13 protein-coding genes are annotated in these 17512 nt (G+C 67.7%); 4 read left to right on the top strand and 9 right to left on the bottom strand.

Annotation, left to right across the window (positions count from 1 at the left end):
• Positions 1-2: 2 nt before the first annotated feature.
• The 5 genes from DIE17_RS23440 to DIE17_RS23420 form a co-directional block, all read right to left on the bottom strand.
• Positions 3-1928 (bottom strand): (Fe-S)-binding protein, encoded by a 1926-nt coding sequence (locus DIE17_RS23440; RefSeq protein ID WP_124921341.1) that lies wholly within the window; start codon positions 1926-1928, stop codon positions 3-5.
• A 3-nt stretch (positions 1929-1931) separates the two neighbouring features.
• Positions 1932-3995, bottom strand: coding sequence for an NADH:flavin oxidoreductase (locus tag DIE17_RS23435; protein ID WP_044844361.1), 2064 nt, complete (start codon positions 3993-3995; stop codon positions 1932-1934).
• 73 nt (positions 3996-4068) lie between these two features.
• Positions 4069-4602, bottom strand: coding sequence for a DUF5943 domain-containing protein (locus tag DIE17_RS23430; protein ID WP_006488993.1), 534 nt, complete (start codon positions 4600-4602; stop codon positions 4069-4071).
• 139 nt (positions 4603-4741) lie between these two features.
• The gene (locus DIE17_RS23425; RefSeq protein ID WP_044844362.1) at positions 4742-5713 is read right to left on the bottom strand and encodes a dipeptidase; all 972 of its coding nucleotides are present in this window, start codon (positions 5711-5713) and stop codon (positions 4742-4744) included.
• A 43-nt stretch (positions 5714-5756) separates the two neighbouring features.
• Positions 5757-7031: a serine hydroxymethyltransferase gene (locus DIE17_RS23420; protein WP_044844363.1), complete on the bottom strand. Its 1275-nt coding sequence runs from the start codon at positions 7029-7031 to the stop codon at positions 5757-5759.
• A 9-nt stretch (positions 7032-7040) separates the two neighbouring features.
• Between DIE17_RS23420 and DIE17_RS23415 the strand changes: the two genes are divergently transcribed.
• Positions 7041-7265 (top strand): hypothetical protein, encoded by a 225-nt coding sequence (locus DIE17_RS23415; RefSeq protein WP_124921340.1) that lies wholly within the window; start codon positions 7041-7043, stop codon positions 7263-7265.
• A 224-nt stretch (positions 7266-7489) separates the two neighbouring features.
• Entirely contained in the window at positions 7490-8515 is a 1026-nt protein-coding gene (locus DIE17_RS23410; protein ID WP_124485146.1) for a GlxA family transcriptional regulator, read from the top strand.
• 55 nt (positions 8516-8570) lie between these two features.
• Here the strand turns inward: DIE17_RS23410 and DIE17_RS23405 are convergent, their stop codons facing one another.
• Complete coding sequence (locus tag DIE17_RS23405) at positions 8571-9983, bottom strand: discoidin domain-containing protein (protein ID WP_044844365.1); 1413 nt, start codon at positions 9981-9983, stop codon at positions 8571-8573.
• 283 nt (positions 9984-10266) lie between these two features.
• On the opposite strand from DIE17_RS23405, the gene DIE17_RS23400 reads away from it, so the two are divergent.
• Positions 10267-11688: a PLP-dependent aminotransferase family protein gene (locus DIE17_RS23400; protein WP_124485145.1), complete on the top strand. Its 1422-nt coding sequence runs from the start codon at positions 10267-10269 to the stop codon at positions 11686-11688.
• Between the two features lie 8 nt (positions 11689-11696).
• A complete protein-coding gene (locus tag DIE17_RS23395) occupies positions 11697-12524 on the top strand; it encodes an ATP-dependent serine protease (RefSeq protein WP_124921339.1) in 828 nt (275 codons plus the stop codon).
• A gap of 278 nt (positions 12525-12802) precedes the next feature.
• Here DIE17_RS23395 and fdhA read toward each other — a convergent pair whose 3' ends face one another.
• The 3 genes from fdhA to DIE17_RS23375 all read right to left on the bottom strand — a co-directional run bounded on the left by fdhA (position 12803) and on the right by DIE17_RS23375 (position 17496).
• Positions 12803-13999 (bottom strand): formaldehyde dehydrogenase, glutathione-independent, encoded by a 1197-nt coding sequence (fdhA, locus tag DIE17_RS23385; RefSeq protein ID WP_044844368.1) that lies wholly within the window; start codon positions 13997-13999, stop codon positions 12803-12805.
• 435 nt (positions 14000-14434) lie between these two features.
• On the bottom strand, positions 14435-15625 hold the full coding sequence (locus tag DIE17_RS23380) for an HlyD family efflux transporter periplasmic adaptor subunit (protein WP_124921338.1): 1191 nt from the start codon (positions 15623-15625) through the stop codon (positions 14435-14437).
• Positions 15625-17496 carry an efflux transporter outer membrane subunit gene (locus DIE17_RS23375; RefSeq protein ID WP_260439261.1) on the bottom strand — a complete coding sequence of 624 codons (1872 nt, stop codon included), beginning with the start codon at positions 17494-17496 and terminating at the stop codon, positions 15625-15627. Before DIE17_RS23375 ends, DIE17_RS23380 begins: the two co-directional genes overlap by 1 nt.
• Positions 17497-17512: the final 16 nt, after the last annotated feature.

The following is a 17512-nucleotide window of genomic DNA, read 5'->3' as shown; positions in this document are numbered from 1 at the left end:
ATTCACTCCAGCGAGGCGGCAACGAGTTCGGCCACGTCGAGCACGTCGGGGCGCGGGCCCACGACGCCTTCGAGCATCGCCGTGCAGTTCGGGCAACCGACCGCGACCACGTCCGCGCCGATCGCGCGCGCGTCGGCGATGCGGATGTCGGGAATACGCTGCTTGCCCGGGATGTCGGTCAGCGGCGCACCGCCGCCACCGCCGCAGCAGCGGCCGCGCATGCCGTTGCGCTCCATCTCGACGACCTGGATGCCGATCGTCTTCAGCAGCTTGCGCGGCGATTCCGTCTCGCCGTTGTAGCGGCCGAGGTAGCACGGGTCGTGATACGTGGTGCGCTTCTCGCGCAGCGACTCGACCGCCTTCGGCGCGATCTTGCCGCTGTCGGCCAGCTCCGCGAGGTAGGTCGTGTGATGCTTGACCGTCACGCGCAGCCCGAGCGCGCGGTATTCGTTGCGCAGGCTGTGCATCACGTGCGGGTCGGCCGTCACGATCTGCTTGTACGACAGCGAGCCGAGCGTGCCGATCAGGCGCTTCGCCATCTGCTGGAACGTCGCTTCGTCGCCGAGGCGGCGTGCGACGTCGCCGGTGTCGGTCTCGGTCCCGCCGAGCACCGCGTAGTCGACGCCCGCCTTGTTCAGCACCTTGACGAACGCGCGCAGCGTGCGCTGGTAACGCATGTCGAATGCGCCTTCACCCGCGACGAACAGCACGTCGACCGGCTTGCCCGGTTGCGCGACCGGCGCGTTCAGGTCGACCGACCAGTCGTAGCGCGCAGCCGTGTCGTAGCCACCCATCGTGCCCGTCTCGCGCAGGTTCGCGAGCACTTCCTGGCCCTTGCCCGGCACCGTGCCGTGCACCAGCGTGCGGTTGCGGCGCATGTCGACGATCGCGTCGACGTGCTCGATCAGCATCGGGCACTCCTGCACGCATGCGCGGCAGGTGGTGCACGACCACAGCGTTTGCTCCTCGATCAGGCCCGACACGATCGGGCCGTTCGGCTCGCCGCGATGCTGGCCGACCGCGAGGCCCGGCGTCGGGCTGCCGGCGTACGCGGCATCGGTGCCGCCCGCCATCCCGACGACGAGATCCTGGATCAGTTTCTTCGGGTTCAGCGGCTGGCCCGATGCGAACGCGGGGCACGCGGCTTCGCACTTGCCGCACTGCACGCACGCGTCGAAGCTCAGCAGCTGGTTCCAGCGGAATTCGACCGGCTTCGCGACGCCATACTCCTCGTGCTCGATGTCCGGCAGCTTCAGCGCGGTCGGCGGCGTGGCCGTGCCGTTGCCCGTGAACGATTCACGGGTGGCCGCGAAACGCTCCTGGCGCGGGTGGAACGCAAGGTGCAGCAGACCGGCGATCGCGTGCTTCATCGGGCCGCCCTTCGCGGCGCCGACGGTCATCGTGAAGGCGCCGGCGCCGATCAGCAGCGCGCAGAGCACCGCGAACGCACCCGACATCGCGCCGGTCGGCACGACCATGAACAGCACGAGGCCGAGCGCGAACGAGCCGAGCAGCCAGGGCAGCGCGTTCCACGGGCCGCGCGACAGGCGCGCCGGCACGTCCTTCGCCGCGCGGCGGCGCCAGACGAACACCACGCCGACGAGCATCGCGAGCGCCGCGAGGAAGATCAGCTTGTCGAGCCACGGCGAGTAGATCGCGAGGCCGTAGTTGACGAACACCAGCGCGAGCGCGGCGATCGCGCCGCCGGCGGTCGCGACGTGGGTCTTCGCGATGTACGGATCGCGGGCGACCACATGGTGCAGGTCGACGAAGTAGCGCTTCGGGATCGCGAACAGGTTCGCGATGCCGAACGAGCCGGGCGCCGTCGCGCGCCCGAGACGCCAGTAGGACGAGCGCTTCGCGACCGCGAACGCGAGCCCCGCCACCGACAGCCACAGCAGTGCGGTAATGAGGAAAGCCGGATTCATTTTTTAGAAATCCTTGACGAGACGCAGCGAGTCGTAGATCGCACCGTGGACGTTGTGCATCGAGATGCAGTCGCCGACACGGAACAGCAGGAAGCGGCCGTTGCCCAGTTCTTCCGACAGGCACGGCTGCGGCTCGGCCGCGAACAGCGTGTGCGGATCGATCTGGCCGCGGTTCACCGACTCCGGCTTGAGCTTCCAGTACAGCTCGTCGTTCGGCGACGAACCGTTCTCGATCACGACCTGGTCGACCGCGCGCTCTTCCAGCTCCTCGGTGTATTCGTTGCGCAGCACGGCGATGATCTTGCCGTCTTCCTCATACACGCGATCGAGCATCGTGTTCGGCGTCGGGATCACGCCGAGCGCGTACAGGCGGCGATAGAAGATCGGGAACGTCGTGCCGCCGCAATCGTCGGCCACCTTCACGTCGGGCGTCACCACCTCGACCTTCGAGCCGCGGCTCGCCATGAAGTCGGCCACGCCCGCGCCCGCATGCGTGCTCACGCCGTCGAACAGCAGCACGTTCTGCTTCGGCTCGACCTTGCCGGTCAGGATGTCCCACGAGCTGACGGCGAGACCTTCGGCCACGCCCCACGCCGGCACCTGCCACGTGAAGCTCGAACCGCCGGTCGCGAGCACGACGATGTCCGGCTTCTCGGCCATGATCATCTTCTCGTCGGCGGCGACGCCGAGGCGCCGGTCGACGCCGAGACGCTTGGTTTCCATGTCGAACCAGCGGATGATCCCCGACATCTGTTCGCGCTGCGGCGCCTTCGCGGCGATCATCACCTGGCCGCCGACTTCGGCGTTCTTCTCGAACAGCACCACGTCGTGGCCGCGCAGCTTCGCGACGCGTGCGGCCTCGAGCCCCGCGGGGCCCGCGCCGACCACCACCACCTTGCGCTTCGGGCCGCGCGACTTCTCGATGATGTGCGGCATCGTCGCTTCGCGCGACGTCGCGGCGTTCTGGATGCACAGCACGTCGAGGCCGTTGTACTGGCGGTCGATGCAGTAGTTCGCGCCGACGCACTGCTTGATTTCGTCTTCGCGGCCGTCGCGGATCTTGATCACCATGTGCGGATCGGCGATCTGCGCGCGCGTCATGCCGACCAGGTCGATCATGCCGTTCGCGAGCAGGCGCTCGGCCTGGCCCGCGTCGCGGATGCTCTGTGCGTGCATCACGGGAATCTTCACCACCGACTTGATGCCGGCCGCGAGGTGCACGAACGGCTCCGGCGGCAGCGCCATCGGCGGCATGCAGTTCGCGATCGTGTTGTGCGTGTCGCCGCCCGAGCCGACCACGCTCAGGTAGTCGATCAGGCCCGTCTCCGACATCGCCTGCGCGATTTCCTTCAGCGCTTCGTGATCGAGACCGTCCTCGTGGAATTCGTCGCCGCACATGCGCAGGCCGACGCAGAAGTCCTTGCCGACCGCTTCGCGCACGGCCGTCAGCACTTCGATGCCGAAGCGCAGACGGTTCTCGAGGCTGCCGCCCCATTCGTCGGTGCGGTGGTTCGAACGCTTGCTCCAGAACTGGTCGATCAGGTGCTGGTGCGCGGCGGAGATTTCGATGCCGTCCATGCCGGCTGCCTTCACGCGTTTCGCGGCGGCCGCGAAGTCGCCGATGATGCGGCGGATTTCCTCGATCTCGATGATCTTCGCGTTACCGCGGTGCACCGGCTCGCGCACGCCCGACGGCGACATCAGGTGCGGCCAGTGCTCGCCGTGGAACGACGAGCGGCGGCCCATGTGCGTCGCCTGGATCATGATCTTCGCGCCGTGCTTGTGCATCGTGTCGGCGAGACGCGTGAGCGGGTCGATGATCTTGTCGTTCGACAGGTTCACCGACTTCCACCAGCCCTGCGGGCTGTCGATCGACACGGGGCTCGAGCCGCCGCAGATCGCGAGGCCGACGCCACCCTTCGCCTTCTCTTCGTAATAGCGGATGTAGCGGTCGCCCGGCAGGCCGCCCGGCTCGGCATACACCTCCGCGTGCGCGGTGCTGACGATCCGGTTGCGCAGCGTCAGCTGGTTCAGCTGCATGGGTTTGAACAGGTGGGGATAACGCATCGCAGGCGACCTCTGGCGTTCGAATGTCTCGTGTTGCGGGTGTTGTTTGTTGCTGTGTCGTCGGGTCGGCGCGTCAGTGCGCGATCGGCGACACTTCGAAGACACAGTGATCGTGGTGCTCGGCCGCACACTGCACTTCCTTCGACTGCGCGCGCGGCGCGCCCTTGCCTTCCGGCGTCGTGTCGTTGACCCAGTCCATCGCGCCGGCGAACCAGCCCGCGAACATGTAGCAGAGCTTGCCTTCCTTGCCCGGCTGCTGGAGCACGAACGACGAGTGGCGCAGCTCGATCTTCGCGCGTGCGCTGGCCGGATCGGCCTCGATGATCGAGAACAGGCCCCAGCCGCGTTGCGACAGGCGCTTCAGGTAGTGCTCGAACACCGCCATGCCGGTGAGGCCGTGCAGCTTCGCTTCCTTGTCGCACCAGTGGTACGCGGACTTGTAGCCGGCCTTGTAGAGGATCTCGGCATACGCCTCGACGCCGAGCGCTTCCTCGACGGCGACGTGATTGTTCGTGAAGAAGTGACGCGGCACGTACAGCATCGGCAGCGCGTCGGTGGTCCAGACGCCGGTATCGGGATCGACGTTGATCGGCAGTTGCGGTTGCATCGTGGTGACTCCGTGAGGAAAATTGGCCGCGCGGCTCAGGCGCAGGCACGACATCGTCCGCGTGCCCGCGCGACAGGCGCCGGCACGTCCCGATTGTTCTAGTGTTGAATCGCGGGTGGCGGTTCGGCTCGGCGGGTGCTTACGCGCCCCACACGTCCTTGAACACGCGCACCCAGTTCTCGCCCATGATCTTGCGGATGCGCGACTCCTTCCAGCCGTGGCGTTCCATCGCCGCGGTCAGGTTCGGGAATTCGCCGATCGTGCGGATGCCATCCGGGTTGATCACCTTGCCGAAGTTCGTCAGCTGGCGATAGCGGCCCTTGTCATGCGTCAGCATGTCGAAGAATTCCTTCGCGAAATCCTGCGTGAAGTCCGTGCCGATGCCGACCGCGTCTTCGCCGATCAGGTTCACGACGTAGTCGATCGCCTCGATGTAGTCGTCGATGTTCGCCTCGATGCCGCGCTTCAGGAACGGCGCGAACATCGTCACGCCGACGAAGCCGCCGGCGTCGGCGATTTCCTTCAGCTGCGCGTCGCTCTTGTTGCGCGGATGTTCCTTCAGGCCCGACGGCAGGCAGTGCGAGTAGCACACCGGCTTCTTCGAGAACGCGATCGCTTCCGACGACGTGTTGCCGCCCACATGCGACAGGTCGACCATGATGCCGACGCGGTTCATCTCGGTGATCACTTCGCGGCCGAAGTCCGACAGGCCGCCGTCGCGCTCGTAGCAGCCGGTGCCGACCAGGTTCTGCGTGTTGTAGCAGAGCTGCACGACGCGCACGCCCATGTCGGCGAACGCCTCGATGTAGCCGAGGTTGTCCTCGAACGCGTGCGCGTTCTGGAAGCCGAGGATGATCCCAGTCTTGCCTTCCTTCTTCGCGCGGAAGATGTCGTCGGTCGTGCGCACCAGCGTCAGCAGTTCGCCGTTCTCGCGGATCTTCTGCTTCATCACGCCGATGTTGTCGACGGTCTTGGTGAAGTTCTCCCACACCGATACCGTGCAGTTCGCGGCCGTGATGCCGCCCTTGCGCATGTCCTCGAACACCGGCTTCTCGAACTTCGAGATGTTCAGTCCGTCGATGATGATGCTGTCCTGATGCAGCGTGCTCATATCTGCCTCTCGCTCCAGTCTCTGCTGTATGTGGGGTCGTCGATCAGTAAATCGGGAAGCGCTCGCAAAGCGCGAAAATCTCGCGGCGCACGCGCTGTTCGGTCGCGTGGTCGCCTTCGGGGTTCGCGCGCAGCGCGTCGAACACCTCGAGAATCAGGCGGCCGACTTCGCGGAACTCCGCGACGCCGAAGCCGCGCGTCGTGCCGGCCGGCGTGCCGAGACGGATGCCCGACGTGACGGTCGGCTTCTCGGTGTCGAACGGAATGCCGTTCTTGTTGCAGGTGATGCCCGCGCGTTCGAGCGCCTGCTCGACCGGCGCGCCCTTCAGGCCCTTCGGGCGCAGGTCGACCAGCAGCAGGTGGTTGTCGGTGCCGCCGGTGACGAGGTCGACGCCGCCCGCCTTCAGCACTTCGCCGAGGGCCTGCGCGTTCGCGAGCACGTTGTCGATGTAGGTCTTGAAGTCCGCATGCAGCACTTCGCCGAACGCGACGGCCTTGCCGGCGATCACGTGCATCAGCGGGCCGCCCTGCAGGCCGGGGAACACGGCCGAGTTGATCTTCTTCGCGATCTCTTCGTCGTTGGTCAGCACGAAGCCGCCGCGCGGGCCGCGCAGCGTCTTGTGCGTGGTCGACGTGACGACGTGCGCGTGCTCGACCGGATTCGCATGGCGGCCGGCGGCGATCACGCCCGCGATGTGCGCCATGTCGACCATCAGCTTCGCGCCGACGCTGTCGGCGATCGCACGGAAGCGGGCGAAGTCCAGCGCGCGCGGGTACGCCGAGAAGCCGGCGATGATCAGGCTAGGCTTGTGCTCGTGCGCGAGTGCCTCGACCTGGTCGTAGTCGATCCGCATCGTGTCGCGGTTCACGCCGTACTGCACGGCGTTGAACCACTTGCCCGACAGCGCCGGCTTCGCGCCGTGCGTCAGGTGGCCGCCGGCGTCCAGCGACATGCCGAGCACCGTGTCGCCCGGCTTCGCGAGCGCGAGCATCACCGAGCCGTTCGCCTGCGCGCCCGAGTGCGGCTGCACGTTCGCATAGCCGGCGTTGAAGATCTGCTTCACGCGCTCGATCGCCAGCGCCTCCACCTCGTCCGCGAACTCGCAGCCGCCGTAGTAACGCTTGCCCGGATAGCCTTCCGCATACTTGTTGGTGAGCACCGAACCCTGGGCCTCCAGCACCGCGCGCGACACGATGTTTTCCGACGCGATCAGCTCGACCTGCGACTGCTGGCGCTCGAGTTCCTTCAGGATGGCGCTGCGCACCGGCGCGTCGCGCTCGGCGAGGGGCTGCGAGAAGAAAGGCTGGGTGTTCGACATAGTGCGTCCGTGACGAAGAATAAAGGGCGTGAAACCGAAGCTCGAGGCCCGCCATACCTGGGTTTCCAGCGCATCCAGTGCAAGGCTGCCGACGGCTCTATTCTTGTCGTTCGGATTTTCGACGGATTGATGAATTTAGACGCGTTCTTTACCTTTTCCGCCATGCGCGTCCGTTTTGTACAAGTGACCGGTCGTTCTTTTTGGGATGACCAGGCAAGCCGGCATGTGCGGTGAATTCGCGATTCACCGATGGACAGGCACTTCGCCGGTGCCTGTGCTGTGCTTCCCGGGTGCAGCGCAGCCCGCTTACGGTGCAGTGCAGCATCCGCCCCGCGCCCATACAACGTATGGAGCTAGGGTTTAGCCGTATGGCACGGTTGTTGCGCTCGCTCCCACAATACGGCAGCCCGATCCGTGCCTCGGGCTAAAAGCTATTAGAGATTCAAGGAACGCTCCCCATGTCGCCCGACCGCACAGCGTCGCTGTCCCACTTCGCGTTCATGCCTTTACCGAACTTCACGATGATCGCGTTCACCAATGCGATCGAGGTGCTTCGGATGGCGAACTACCTGAGCGGCCAGCCGCTCTACCGCTGGTCGATCATCAGCCCGGACGGCGGCCCGGTCACGGCGAGCAATGGCCTCACGGTCGACACGGGCCCGGCCGAGTGCGTCGGGCAGCCGGATATCGTATTCGTGTGCGGCGGCGTCGACGTGCAGCGCGCGACCACGCCCGCCCATCTGTCGACGCTGCGCCGCTTCGCGCGCTCGGGCATTCCGCTCGGCAGCCTGTGCACGGGCACCTATGCGCTCGCGAAGTCGGGGCTGCTCGCGGGCTACGCGTGCGCGATCCACTGGGAAAACATGTCGGCGCTGAAGGAAGAGTTTCCGGACACGCGCTTCCTGAAGGAACTGTTCGTGGTCGACCGCGATCGCATCACGTGCACGGGCGGCGTCGCGCCGCTCGACATGATGCTGAACCTGATCGCCGCGCGGATAGGCACGCCGCGCGTCACGCAGATCGCCGAGCAGTTCATCGTCGAACACGTGCGCGACACGAGCGCGCAACAGCGGATGCCGCTCGTCGCGCGGCTCGGCTCGGCGAACAAGTCGCTGTTCGAAGTGATTTCGCTGATGGAGAACAACATCGAGGAACCGCTGTCGCGCGAGGAGCTCGCGCGGCTCGCGAACATGTCGCAGCGGCAGTTGCAGCGCCTGTTCCGCGAACACCTCGGGATGACGCCCACGCACTATTACCTGACGCTGCGGCTGCGCCGCGCGCGCGAGCTGCTGCTGCAGACCGACATGTCGATCATGCACATCACGATGGCGTGCGGCTTCCAGTCGGCGTGCCACTTCAGCAAGAGCTATCGCGACGCGTTCGGCGTCGCGCCGACGCGCGAACGCCGCAAGCAGGTCGCGCCGCTCGCGCCGGGCGCGGCGACATCCGCGCCGGCGTTTCCGGCGCATGTGATTCATGCGTGACGCACGAGTTGCGCGATAAAAAAAAGCGGCCTCGAAGGCCGCTTTTTGCTGGTGCTTACGATCCCCACACCTGCATTTCGTCGAGCGAGTACCCCCACTGCGTCGCCCGCTTCGTACCGAGCATCCGCACGTAACGCCCCTGCGCATTCAGGTTCGGCAACGTGACGTGACCGTACGACACGCCGTTGTTCGTCGAGTAGACCGTCGTCCAGTTCGCGTTGTCGTTCGACGTCTGGATCTGGTACACGAGCGCGCCCGCGTCCCAGTAGAGATCGACGCTGCTGATCTTCTTCACCGCGCCGAGATCGACGGAGATCCATTGCGGATCGACGCCCGCGCCTTCCGGCGAATCCCAGCGCGTGCTGGTCGTGTTGCCGTCGAACGCCTTGTCCGCCGTCAGCGATGTGTTGTAGCTCGCCGACGCGGCAGCCGGCCGCCCTTGCGACAGCAGCGTCGGCTGCGCGGCGGCCGGGCCGCCGTAGTAGCTCGAGCCGAGCTTCGCCTTGGTCGTGTCCGCGTTCACGCCGAACTGCGACAGGCTCCAGCGCTGGCCGGTCGTCACGTCGCCGACGTAGAGCTGGTAGCCGCCCGCCGTCGTCGACGAGAAGAACACGTAGTTCGTGCCGGTCACCGGCGCCGGGTCCGAGTTGTTGCTCACGCAGTCGTTGATCGGCAGCGCGTTCGGCGTCGATGCCGGGTCCGCGGTCTTCGTGTAGATCTGGTCCGCGCCGCCGCTATCCTTCCAGCGTGCATAGAACACCATGCCGTCGCCGCGTACGATCGGATAGTAGGTCTGCAGACCGGCCGGATGATCGAACGTGGCGGTCGCGCCGGTCGCGATCGTGCGCTTCATCAGCCCCATGTTCGAGCCGGTGCCCGTCGCGTAGTAGACGGCGCTCGCGTCCGGCGCGAGGAACGGCATCGAGTATTCGGCGCCGGCCGGTGCGTTCGTCAGGCTCACGACCGACGTGAACACCGGGCCCGCGCTCGTGTACGACAGCGTGCCCTGCTTCACGTCGCCGTTCTGCTTGAACACGAGCGTCTTGCCGTCGGCGCTGAATTTCGGATCTTCGTTGCGCGTCGCGCCGGTGCTGTTCGTCAGGTTGACGGGCGGCGTGCCGGCGCCGAGCTGCAGCATGAACACGTTCCATGCGCCGTTGCTGATGCCCATGAACGCGAGCCACTTGCCGTCGGGGCTGAACACGCCGTTCATCGGATCGGTGATGCCCCAGCTGCTCTTGCTCAGCTGCGTGAGCGTATGGGCCGAAAAATCGTACAGGAACAGCTGGCTCGTGCCGTCGCCGTAGTTGACGTAGCTGTGATAGACGAGCTTGCCGGTCAGCGCCGCGGGAAACGACGCGTTGGATTGAGTCGGAGGATTGCTGATGCAGGCCGCTTCGGCGGCACCGCTGGACAGGTTGAGAGCGATGCCGGCCACGAGGCCCGCAGCGAGGAACTTCGATTTCACGCTGATTGCTTCCGGGAAAGGTAGGGACGGAGCGGCCCGGGTCCCGCACACGGTGCACGGGGATCACGGGTCCGCCATCGGAGGGCGCGAACTCGGTATCGATCACGCATCGGGAATGAAACTTGCGCAGGATGCCTGCTCGCTCGTCTGAAGAAAAGGCTCAAAGTGAGTCGAAAACAACCGGATCAGCGACAGGCGCATCAGCGTTTGAGGGCGGGATTGAACGCGGCGGAGGCCGTGCTACTCTTTTTTCACGACGGCCGCGATCGGCCGGAGGGCAGGCATGAAGCGTTATGCGGCGCTGGCTCAGACGATTGGCGACGCGATCCGGCGTGGCGACCTCGGGCCCGGCGCGCGTATCCCGACCGTGCGCGCAGCGTGCCGCGCTTACCGTGTAAGTCCATCCACCGTGTTTCGCGCGTACTACAAGCTCGAAAGCGAGGGCCTGATCACCGCGCGTGCGCGCTCCGGATATTTCGTTGCGAACCTGGATGACAAGCGCGTGCGCGCGGGTCACGACACCCCGCGCAAACCGGCTGCGCCGCAGGCAGGCGACAACGATGTGCTGTTCCGCTTGCTCGACTCGCTCAAATTCGACGACATCGTGCCGCTGGGTTCCGCATTCGCGAGCTATTCGCTGTTTCCGATGAGCAGCCTGTGGCGGTATGCGGCGGCGGCGGCCCGCAACATGGACCGCGCGAAACTGCTGGCCGGACTGCCGCCCGGCCATGAAGCGCTGCGCCGCCAGATCGCACTGCGCTACCTGAACGCGGGCGCGTCATTGCCGATGGAAGAGATCGTCATCACGACCGGCGCGGCCGAAGCGCTGACGCTGAGCCTGCAGGCGCTCACGCGCCCCGGCGACATCGTCGCGATCGAACGTCCGGCCTACCACGCGGTACTGCAGGCCGTGCGGCGGCTGCATCTGAAGGCCATCGAAATTCCGGTGGATCCGCGCACCGGCCTCGATCTCGATGCGCTCGCCGACGCGCTCGACACGCATCCGGTGCGCGCCTGCTGGTTCATGACCTCGTTCCACAACCCGACCGGCGCGACGCTGCCCGACGAGCGCAAGCGCGCGCTGATCGAGCTGCTCGCGTCGCACCGCGTGCCGCTGATCGAGGACGACGTGTTCGGCGAACTGCACTTCGGCCCGACGCCCACGCGGCCCGCGAAGCTGTACGACGAAAGCGGGCTGGTGCTGCATTGCGGTTCGTTCTCGAAGTGCCTCGCCCCCGGTTTCCGGGTCGGCTGGGTCGCGGCCGGACGCTACGTGAAGCAGATCAGGCAGGTGAAGAACGCGAGCGCGCCGGCGGCCGACGTGCCCGCGCAGATGGCTGTATCCCGCTACCTGCTCAACGGCGCGTACGACCGCTTCCTGCGCAGGCTCCGCCGCAACCTGGCGGCGCACCAGGCACAGATGCTGGCGGCCGTCCGCGCGTACTTCCCGCCCGACACGGCGGTGCATGCTCCGCGCGGCGGGTATTTCCTGTGGATCGAATTGCCGCCGCACGTGGATGCGATGCGGTTGTTCGGCGACGCGATGAAAAACGGCGTCAGCCTCGCGCCCGGGCCGATTTTTTCCATGACGGGCGCCTTTCACCGCTACGTCCGGCTGAACTACGGCCGGCCGTGGACCCCTGCCGTCGAGGACGCGATGCAAACCCTCGGGACGCTCGCAGGGCGGCAACGACAGACGAGGTAGCAACGACCATGCAAGTCCTGCCCATCCGGAAAGTCCGCACGCGCGACACGTTGCGCGGCGCACTGAACCTGCACGCCATGCCGCGCGATGCCGTCAGCCAGCGCTGCCGGCAATGCGGCTTCATGGCATTCCGCGCCACCGAGCAATGCCCCGTCTGCGGACTCGGGGACTGGCCGTTCGCGCCGCTGCACGAATCGAGCGAATCGAGCGAATCGAGCGACCAGGGCAACCGGAGCGACGAGGCGCAGGCCGCTCCTCCGCACGACGCGCTCCCCGTCCCGACATGGTCGTCGCGAATCGGCGCCGCGGTGCGCAGCGCGGCGATCCGGCGGCCGAGCGCGTCGAGCGCGCCGCTGCTGAGCATCCTGACCCTCGTGCTGATGGTCGGCGGCTATGTGACGTTCGACCGGACGTGCAAGGCCGACCCGGTCTGCCGCGGCCAGGGCGCGCCGGCGCCAGCGGCAAACGACGCCAGTCTGCATGCGGCCGACGCGCGGACGTTGCCGGTCGTGCCCGCGCCCGTCTATGCATTTCATCCGGCCGACCACCCGGCGCTCGACACCGACCGGCTTGCCGCCGCCGACCGGCTGGACGCAACCGATCGAGCAGGCTATGCCGGCACGAGCCGACACATGACCGGACGCACGGCAACCACGGTCGCACGGCACGCACCGGCGGTGCGCGCGCGCAGCGGTACTCGCGTCGTCAACTGGAAAGGCGGCGCTACCGCGACGCGACACGCGCACGCGATCCGCCGCGTGAGCCTGCATACGCGCCACGGTCGGCGCGCGACGGCAAGCGCGACCCAAGTGGCCATGGTCTATCGCGCGCACTGAGCGCCGGGCGCGCCGGAATTCGGCGCGATCGCGGCCGCGATGCTGTCGTACGGAATCGCCGCATACGACTCGACGCGCAAGCCGGCGAGCGTCCGGCCGTTCGTGTCGGCGTTCGGCAGCCGGTTGGCCGCAGCGATCGGTCTCGTGCCGCACGCCGTATCGCAGCAATCGCGGGCCGCAGCGATCAGGGTTCGCCTGCGCCGGCAGCGCCCGCCCACAGCAAAAACGGGCGGCACCGTTTCCGGTACCGCCCGTTTCACGTTCCGCCCGTTCGTGCGTCAGGCCGCCAGCAAGCCGTGCGGATCGATCACGAATTTGCGCGGCGCGCCGCCGTCGAACTTCTTGTAGCCTTCGGGCGCCTGATCGAGCGAGATCACCTCGACGTTGACGATCTTCGCGATCGGCAGACGGTCGAACAGGATGGCCTGCATCAGGTTGCGGTTGTACTTCAGCACCGGCGTCTGGCCCGTGAAGAACGAATGCGACTTCGCCCAGCCGAGGCCGAAGCGGATGCTCAGGCTGCCGTGCTGCGCGGCCTTGTCCTTCGCGCCCGGATCGTCCGTCACGTACAGGCCCGGAATGCCGATCGCGCCGGCCGGACGCGTGATTTCCATCAGCGAGTTCAGTACCGTCGCGGGCGCTTCCTCCGAGTGGCCCGACGAACCGTGGCCGTGCGCCTCGAAGCCGACGCAGTCGACCGCGCAGTCGATCTCAGGCACGCCGAGGATCTGCTCGATCTGCTCGCCGAGCGACGCGTCCTTCGACAGGTCGACCGTCTCGAAGCCCATCGCCCGCGCGTGCGCGAGGCGTTCCGCGTTCATGTCGCCGACGATCGTGACCGCCGCGCCGAGCAGGCGCGCCGATGCGGCCGCCGCCATCCCGACCGGGCCCGCGCCCGCGATGTAGACCGTCGAGCCCGGCTTCACGCCCGCGCTCACCGCACCGTGATAACCGGTCGGCAGAATGTCGGACAGGCAGGTCAGGTCGCGGATCTTCGCCATTGCCTGGTCGCGGTCCGGGAATTTCAGCAGGTTGAAGTCGGCGTACGGCACGAGCACGTACTCGGCCTGGCCGCCGATCCAGCCGCCCATGTCGACGTAGCCGTATGCGCCGCCGGCTCGCGACGGGTTCACGTTCAGGCACACGCCCGTATGCGTGTCCTTGCACATCGCGCAGCGGCCGCACGCGACGTTGAAGGGCACCGACACGAGATCGCCGATCTTCAGCGTCTCGACGTCGCGGCCCACCTCGACCACTTCGCCCGTGATCTCGTGACCGAGCACGAGGCCGATCGGCGCGGTCGTGCGGCCGCGCACCATGTGCTGGTCGGAACCGCAGATGTTCGTGCTGACCACTTTCAGGATCACGCCGTGGCCGATCGCGCGGCCGGTCGGATCGACCATCTTCGGATAATCGATCTTCTGAACTTCGACCTTGCCCGGCCCAAGATAGACGACACCTCGATTGCTGCTCATCGTATTGTCTCCATGTCTCGTTGGATGGCGCTGCTGTGCGCCGGCAGATGCGGTGCTACGCAACGTGCTGTTCGAGAGTAGTCCCGGAGGTGGGGGCGTCGATGTCTCAAACGCGACACGCGTTTGATCGGTGCCGACATCGGTGGCGGAAATGCGAAAGTCGGGCCGGAAAAGGGGTGCGGGGTTGGGGGGCTGCAGGAGATGCAGGCCGCGAGGCCGCCGGAGCCGCCGATCGGCGCGAACGACCCGCCAATCCGTGCGTTGGGCGGGTGCGTTGATTGGTACCTTGATCGGGGCCTTGATCGGGGCCTTGATCCGGGGGCGCCGATCGGGTGCCCTATTCGGGCGCGTTGGTCGGATGCACCGGTCACCCGCCCCCGCCATCCGTCACCCGGATTGGTTCGTGCGTTTTCTGCGTGCGTCGGCGTCGGAAACTCACCCGCCCTGATTCTCGCGGACGATCGCGGCAGCAGCCGCTTCCGCGTCGCTTGCGACACCGTCGTGCACGCGCGTGCTGACGGCCGGCGTCGGCGGTTCGCTGTCGAGCGCATGGCCGTCGCGGTTGCGCGTATCGACCGTCGCGCGCATCGACAGCCCGACCCGCAGCGGATGCGCGGCCAGATCGCGGGGATCGAGCGCGATCACGACCGGCACGCGCTGCACGACCTTGATCCAGTTGCCGGCCGCGTTCTGCGACGGCAGCATCGAGAACGCGCTGCCGGTGCCGGCCGAGAAGCCCTGCACGCGGCCGCGATAGACGACCCGCGACCCGTACAGGTCCGACACCACGTCGACCGGCTGGCCGACGCGCATGTGGCGGATCTGCCCTTCCTTGAAATTCGCCTCGATCCACAGCCGGTTCAACTGCACGATCGACATCAGCGGCACGCCGGGCCCGACTTGCTGGCCCGCCTGCACCGAACGCTGGCCGACCGTGCCGTCGACCGGCGCGACGATCGTCGTGCGCTTCAGGTTCCGGTACGCGAGCTTGAACTGCGCGGCGGCCTGCACGACGGCCGGGCTCTCGTCCACCGGCAGCTTGCTGCCGAGCGCGCGTGCGGCGTCGAGCTGCGCCTGCGCGGCCGCGAGGTTCGCCTGGGCGCCGGCGACGGCCGCGCGGGCGCGCGCCAGCTCCTCCGGCGCGACGATCTCGACCGACGCGCCCGAACGCGCGGCAAGCGCGCGCTGCGCGAGCGACAGGTCGGCCTGGCGCGCGCTCACGGCTGCCACGTACATCGTGTTCGAGATCTTCGCGTTCGCGACCTGCCGCACGGCCTGCGCGAGCTGCGCCTTCGCCTGCGCGAACGCGACGGACGCTTCCGTATCGTCGAGCCGCACGAGCGTCTGCCCGGCGCGCACGGGCTGCGTATCGGCGACCAGCACGTCGGTCACGGTGCCCGGAATCTGTGCGGCGACCTGCACGATGCTGCCGGCGACGTACGCGTCGTCGGTATCCTCGTAATAGCGGTCGCGTAGCAGCCAGAACGCGATCCAGACGAGCGCGGCGAGCATCACGATCGCGAAGAACAGCATGAAGCGCTTGCGACGCGTCGCGCGGCGCGCGTCGAGTGCGGGGTCGTTCAGAGTGGCCGGCTGCGCCGCGGTGTGAAGGTTGTCGTGGTGCATCAGTCGCTTTGCGTAACGATCAGGCGGTCATGCTGGAACAGGGGGAGCGCGGACGCGCGCGTGTCGGCGGCAACGGTGGGGGGCGCGCGGCGCGAGCCGACGCCGACGCTCGTGCTCGTGCTGGTATTTGCGCTGGCGCTCGTACTCGCGCCGGTACTCACACTCACATTCGCGGCATCGACAGCCGGACTACGCGGCGCGACCGACACCGCCGGCGGATCGATCCGCGCGGCACGCGGCGCGGCGCCGCTACCTGACACCGCCGCGCGCCGCACTTGCGCGCTGGTGTCCGCCGAGCTACCGCGGGCAGCGGCGTTCACCGTCGCGCCGCGTTTCGTCCGCGCGCCTTGCGCGGTACGCGCCGCGGGCATCGCCGCACCCGCAGTCGTTGCGCTCGCATCGAACCCGCCGCCGAGCGCGCCGACCAGCCCGACGCGCAGCGTCCGCTGCCGCCCGAGCAGCGCGATCAGCTGCGCGCGTTCGTCGATCAGCGTGAGGTCCGCGACATCGACATCCTTCTGCATCAACACGCCGCGCCGATGGCGATCAGCCGCGATCTGCACGATCTTCTGCGCGGCGGCGACGGCATCCTGCTGCTGCACGACGAGCGTCTGCGCGGTCTGCAGCGACGTGACGATTTGCGCGACCTGCCCGAGCGCGTCGTCGACGGTCTTGTTGTACAGCCCGATCGCGACGTCGGCCTGCGCGACGTCCGCGCCGAGCTTCGCCTTCAGCCGGCCGCGATCGAACACCGGCAGCGAGATCGCCGGGCCGACGGAGCCGGCGAGCGAATCGCGCGAGAACAGCGACGCGGGCGTCAGCGCGAACACGCCGCCGAGCGCGACGAGGTTCACGTCCGGATAGAACTGCGCGCGCGTCGAATCGGCATTCGCGAACGCGGCTTCGACGCGCAGCCGCGCGGCGACGATGTCGGGCCGGCGGCCGAGCAGATCGGCCGGCAGCCGCGCGGGCAGCGCGCCGCCGGCGAATGCGCCGACGCGCGGCCGCTGCAACGTGAGCCCGCGCTCCGGCCCGCGGCCGGACAGCACGCCCAGCTGCAATTGCGCGAGCTTGATCTGTTCGTCGTTCAGCGCGATCTGTGCGAGCAGGCGGCTGCGCTTGATCGACGCGTCGCTCGCGTCGTACGCATTGTCGAGGCCGCGCGCGGTGCGCTCGCGCAGCACGGCCGTCACGCGCTGGCTGATCTTCAGCTTCTGCTGCAGCAGGTCGCGCACCGCGTACGCCTCATCGAGCTGGCAATACACGGTGACGATCGCGACCGCGAGCGTGAGCCGCACCTGCTCGGCCTCGACACCGGCCGCGTCGCGCAGCGACATCAGGCTCTTCGTCGCCGCGCGGTTCTTGCCCCACAGGTCGAGCTGGTAGTTCAGCCCGACGAACACCGACGACGGCGACACGACCGGATCGCCGAAGATCTCGACCGGCACGCGATAACCGCCCGCCGTCACGTCGGCGATGTCGCCCGGCTTCGGCATCCGCGCGCGGCTGACCGTCGCGCCGGCCGTGCCGGTCAAGCCCGTCAGCGAATCGAACTGTTGAAGCTGCGACTGCGCGATCCGCAGCCGCGCCTGCGCGACCTGCAGATCCGGATTGTTCTGCGACGCCTCCACGACCAGTTCGTCGAGCTGCGGATCCTGCAGCTGCTTCACCCAGTCGGGCGCGGGCCATGCGCCATCCGCGCCGGGCCCCGCGGTGCGAGCGAGCGCGTCGCCGGCCGGCGCGCGCAGCGACAGCGACGGCAGGAACCCCGACGGCACGCAGCCGCCCAGCGCCAGCAGCGCGGCGGCCGCGACGATCGCCCAGCCGCCCTGCCCGCGCCGCGCCGGCCGAGCGGCTCGCGCCGCTTTCATGATGCATTCCATCGCC

Origin of the sequence: Burkholderia sp. Bp9099 (assembly GCF_003857805.1) — a bacterium.
Taxonomy (GTDB): domain Bacteria; phylum Pseudomonadota; class Gammaproteobacteria; order Burkholderiales; family Burkholderiaceae; genus Burkholderia.
This window is presented reverse-complemented; position numbering and strand designations above follow the sequence as displayed.

What these genes read in the sequence shown, in the direction of transcription:
- DIE17_RS23440 (WP_124921341.1), bottom strand. Translation starts at nt 1,928, where the DNA reads ATGAATCCGGCTTTCCTCATTACCGCACTGCTGTGGCTGTCGGTGGCG.
- DIE17_RS23435 (WP_044844361.1), bottom strand. Translation starts at nt 3,995, where the DNA reads ATGCGTTATCCCCACCTGTTCAAACCCATGCAGCTGAACCAGCTGACG.
- DIE17_RS23430 (WP_006488993.1), bottom strand. Translation starts at nt 4,602, where the DNA reads ATGCAACCGCAACTGCCGATCAACGTCGATCCCGATACCGGCGTCTGG.
- DIE17_RS23425 (WP_044844362.1), bottom strand. Translation starts at nt 5,713, where the DNA reads ATGAGCACGCTGCATCAGGACAGCATCATCATCGACGGACTGAACATC.
- DIE17_RS23420 (WP_044844363.1), bottom strand. Translation starts at nt 7,031, where the DNA reads ATGTCGAACACCCAGCCTTTCTTCTCGCAGCCCCTCGCCGAGCGCGAC.
- DIE17_RS23410 (WP_124485146.1), top strand. Translation starts at nt 7,490, where the DNA reads ATGTCGCCCGACCGCACAGCGTCGCTGTCCCACTTCGCGTTCATGCCT.
- DIE17_RS23400 (WP_124485145.1), top strand. Translation starts at nt 10,267, where the DNA reads ATGAAGCGTTATGCGGCGCTGGCTCAGACGATTGGCGACGCGATCCGG.
- DIE17_RS23395 (WP_124921339.1), top strand. Translation starts at nt 11,697, where the DNA reads ATGCAAGTCCTGCCCATCCGGAAAGTCCGCACGCGCGACACGTTGCGC.
- fdhA (WP_044844368.1), bottom strand. Translation starts at nt 13,999, where the DNA reads ATGAGCAGCAATCGAGGTGTCGTCTATCTTGGGCCGGGCAAGGTCGAA.
- DIE17_RS23380 (WP_124921338.1), bottom strand. Translation starts at nt 15,625, where the DNA reads ATGCACCACGACAACCTTCACACCGCGGCGCAGCCGGCCACTCTGAAC.
- DIE17_RS23375 (WP_260439261.1), bottom strand. Translation starts at nt 17,496, where the DNA reads ATGAAAGCGGCGCGAGCCGCTCGGCCGGCGCGGCGCGGGCAGGGCGGC.